Genomic DNA, 4401 nt, shown 5'->3' with positions numbered 1-4401 from the left:
CGGTAATATTGTCAGCAATCCGGAATATTATCGCCGCGATGATGGCACCTCAATTCAAGCTTGTTTAGAACGCATTGGTGGTAACTGGGATAAGCTTAGCACAGCGCAGCGCAGTAAATCTGAAATAGCTGCTTACTTAGAGTTGCACGTCGAACAAGGGGTCGTGCTAGAAACTGTGGCTAAACAAATAGGTATAGTGTCGGGAATTGTCGGACAAAATCGATTCAATATCGCCATTACTGGTAAGGCTAATCATGCCGGAACTACGCCAATGGAGATGAGAAAGGATGCGTTAGTTGCGGCTTGTCAAGTTGTTTTAACTGTGAATAATTTAGCGATAAATAGCCAGGGAGATATGGTAGCAACTGTGGGCGCTTTTAACGTTTGGCCGAATGCTGCCAATATCATTCCAGCCAAAGTAGAAATGAGCCTAGATGTTCGCGATATCTATCTATATAATATATATAATCTAGCCATAAACTTGCAAAAGCAAATATCAGTAATTGCAGCCAACACGCAAACGAAAATTTCCATGCAGCCGACTTTGCGGGTGGAACCAACCTTAGCCAAAACGGAAATAAAAGATGCGATCGCACAATCTTGCCGTCAATTACAATTAAGTTATCACCATCTCCCCAGCCGCGCCGGTCACGATGCCCAAGAAATTGGTAAATTCACCGATATGGGGATGATTTTCGTGCCTAGCGTCGCCGGAATCAGTCACTCGGAATCAGAATATACTTCAGCAGAGCAATGCAGCCAAGGAGCTAACGTTTTGCTGCAAAGTTTGATACAATTAGACCAACTGTATCCTGTTTAAATTAATTACTATATCCGCTAAAGTTAGATAACTAGATGGATCTGCATTACATCGAAACCTACTTACGTCCTAAAGATTTACAAGCAGTCACCAACTGGCAACCTGGATGGGCTTGGCTGGCTGGTGGGACGTGGCTTTTCTCCGAACCGCAACTGCATCTCAAAACCTTGGTAGATTTAGAGCAATTAAACTGGCGAGAAATTGAAGTCACCCCAGAAGGTTTGGCAATTGGCGCTACCTGCAAAATGGAAAAATTATTGCATTTTTCCTACCCGGAAACTTGGACGGGAATAAAAGCATTGCAAAGCGCAGTTAACCATTTGGCATCTTTTAAAGTAACGAACGTGGCGACGGTAGGAGGCAATATTTGTCTGGCTTTACCTGTCAGTAATTTTGCCCCAGTGATGGTAGCATTGGGAGCAAGTTATGAAATATTCGATCGCACTTACCAACCTTATCAAATTTCCGCTTTAGAATTCCAAACTGGCGCACAAAAAACAGTCCTACAACCAGGAGAAGTTTTGCGAAAAATTTGGATTCCTCAATCTAATTTAGAATGGCTGGTTAACTTTAAACGCATCGGCGTTACTGCGACTGCTTATGCGCTTTCAATTGTCGCAACAGCCTATCACCCAAAAACATCCCAAGTGCGATTTGGCTTGGGTGCTTGCATTTGGTCACCACGGCTGATAGAGTTTTCCCATATCCCCACATCTGGAGAAATTGCCGAAGCTTTGTTATCTCAAATTCCCCCGTCAGAATTTATCGAAGATGACAAAGCTAGTGCAGCTTATCGCCAACACTTAACTCAAATTTTAATGCAGCGATCGCTCGCCGAAATACTATGTCAGAATTCATAACATTTCAAGTTAACGGACAAACCTATAACGAAACTACCGTACCCGGAACGACGCTTTTAAGTTTATTGCGCCATCTCGGTTGGTATGGAGTGCATCGCGTTTGCGAAACCGGAGATTGCGGCGCTTGCACTGTTTGGGTAGATGACAAACCGATTCATAGCTGCATTTATCCAGCGATGCGAATTGAAGGAAAATCTGTCACCACAATCGAAGGTTTGGCAAAAGATGGACAGTTGTCTTCCATGCAGTCAGCGTTTCTACAAAAGCAAGGTTTTCAGTGTGGTTTCTGCACTCCTGGCGCGATAATGACTGCGGAAAAAATCAACTGCAAAACCGAAACAGAATTGCGTTCTGCTTTGCGAGGAAATATCTGTCGTTGTAGTGGTTATCAAGCTATAGTTGAAAGTATTTTGCTGGGAAACAAAGCAGATTTAATCCAAAATCCGAAATCCGAAATCCAAAATTCCGTGGGTGAAAGCATTCCCAAACAAGATGGCATAGAAATTGTCACGGGAAAACCAGTTTATACACCAGATTATACCCCGGCTGGATTATTGCATTTAAAGGTATTGCGTTCTCCTCATCCGCACGCACGCATCCGCCAAATTCGCACCGACAAAGCGAAAGCACTCCCAGGAGTTCATGCTATTTTTACTCACGAAGATGTACCGAGAATTCCCTACACCACGGCGGGACACGCCGAACCGCAACCAGATCCTCTCGACCATTACTTATTAGATAATAAGGTAAGATTTGTAGGCGATCGCGTTGCTGCTATCGTTGCCGAATCTGTCGCTATTGCAGCAAAAGCTTGTGATTTGATTGAAGTTGATTATGAGATTTTACCACATATCATCGACCCAGAAGAAGCGATGAATCGACCGGATGTGGTAATTCACGATGAACCAGAATCGTATCAGATACCGGAACGCGATCGCAACATTGCCGGAAAAGTTATCCTCGAAAAAGGTAACATAGAACAAGGTTTCGCCACCGCCGATTTAATCGTCGAAAATACCTACAATGTGCCAGCAGTTCAGCACGTTCATTTAGAACCGCACATCAGCATTAGTTGGCTAGACGAAGATAGCAATTTAGTCATTCGTTCCAGCACGCAAGTACCTTTTCATTGCCAAACGTTACTATCCAAACTATTCGATTTCCCCAAAGATAAAATCAGAGTATTCAAAACTAAAATCGGCGGCGGATTTGGCAACAAACAAGAAATTTTAAGTGAAGACCTTTGTGCCTTTACCACTCTGAAAACAGGTCGTCCCGTGCAATGGGAATTCACCCGCCACGAAGAATTTACGGCTACCAATAGCCGCCACGCAATGAAAATTCGCCTGAAAACTGGAATCAAGAAAGATGGTACGATCGTAGCTCAAGATATGACCGCAATTTCCAACACTGGCGCTTACGGAAATCACGCTACCACAGTAGTTTATCTCACAGGTTGTTTCCCTCTCGGTTTGTATCGTTGCGCCAATCAAAAATTTATCGGTTATGCGGTTTATACTAACACAATGCCAGCCGGAGCATTTCGCGGTTACGGTGCAACCCAAGGCAGCTTTGTAGTAGAATCGCAATTAGATGAAATTGCCGAACGACTAAATATCGATCCAATAGAACTGCGACTCAAAAATATTATCAATTCTGAAGATATCCTCAGTTTAGGAACTAGAGGTGATGACCATTTCCATGTAATTGGCAGTTATGCTATTCCTGAATGTTTCGAGAAAGTCACGCAAGCACTTGGCTATATTCCGGGAGTGCAACCAATCGCAAACGGTCATCTGCGGCGCGGTTTTGGATTCGCAGTGGGAATGCAAGCAAGCGGTTTAGCTAAAATTCATACTGCTGGCGTCAAACTATCTTTAAAAGAGAATGGAAAATATTTGCTCAAAACTGGCTCGATCGATGTCGGTACGGGTTCCGATACTACATTAAGACAAATTGCCGCGCAAGTGCTAGGGGTTGCCATTGCCGATATAGAAATCATCGCGGGAGATACCAAAACCACACCTTACGATGCGGGTTCTTATGCTTCCGCAACTACTTATATTTCCGGTCAAGCTGTAAATTTAGCTGCTCAAAGATTACGCGATCGCATCTTAGAATTTGCTGCTAATATTTTGAATTTTCAAACAGAAGAATTAATTCTAACCGCTAACACAGTGCAATCCTCAAACGCAGAAATTTCTCTGCAAGAAATAGCCCAACAGGAATCTTTAGAAGTAGAATTAGAATATGCGGCTGATAAATCTTCTATGACCTTCGCCGTGCAAGGTGTGGAAGTAGAAGTAGATACGGAAACAGGACATATTAAAGTTCTGCGTTGCGTACAAGCGATCGATATCGGCAAAGCAATCAATCCCAGAATTTGTGAAAGTCAAGCTATCGGTGGTATGGTGATGGGATTGGGTTATGCTTTATCGGAAGAATTACGAATTGACGCACAAGGAAACACGCTTAATCCCAGATTGAGAACCTATCAACTTCCCACAGCACAAGACATACCGCTAATGCAAGTTTTCTTAGTAGAAAAAGCCGACCCTTACGGCCCATTTGGTGCAAAAGGAATAGGCGAAATTTGTACTAATTGTACTGCACCTGCGATCGCCAATGCCGTTGCTCATGCTACTGGTGTTAGATTAACCCAATTACCGATGACACCCGAAAGAGTTTGGAGGCATTTGGTAGGTAGTAGTTTGTAATTTT

At 43.3% G+C, this 4401-nt stretch carries 3 protein-coding genes; all 3 read left to right on the top strand.

The features are described from left to right. Positions 1-820: hydantoinase/carbamoylase family amidase (locus tag H6S82_RS20415; protein WP_191056627.1), on the top strand; the 820-nt coding region annotated here is incomplete at its 5' end. A 35-nt stretch (positions 821-855) separates the two neighbouring features. Next, positions 856-1680, top strand: coding sequence for an FAD binding domain-containing protein (locus tag H6S82_RS20410; protein ID WP_190464823.1), 825 nt, complete (start codon positions 856-858; stop codon positions 1678-1680). Further along, a complete protein-coding gene (locus H6S82_RS20405; RefSeq protein WP_190464822.1) occupies positions 1665-4397 on the top strand; it encodes a molybdopterin cofactor-binding domain-containing protein in 2733 nt (910 codons plus the stop codon). Before H6S82_RS20410 ends, H6S82_RS20405 begins: the two co-directional genes overlap by 16 nt. The last annotated feature ends 4 nt before the right edge of the window (positions 4398-4401 follow it).

Source organism: Planktothrix sp. FACHB-1355, assembly GCF_014748295.1.
GTDB lineage: Bacteria > Cyanobacteriota > Cyanobacteriia > Cyanobacteriales > Aerosakkonemataceae > Aerosakkonema > Aerosakkonema funiforme_A.
This window is presented reverse-complemented; position numbering and strand designations above follow the sequence as displayed.

Coding starts and splice junctions, on each gene's coding strand:
- H6S82_RS20410 (WP_190464823.1), top strand. CDS start 856: ATGGATCTGCATTACATCGAAACCTACTTACGTCCTAAAGATTTACAA.
- H6S82_RS20405 (WP_190464822.1), top strand. CDS start 1,665: ATGTCAGAATTCATAACATTTCAAGTTAACGGACAAACCTATAACGAA.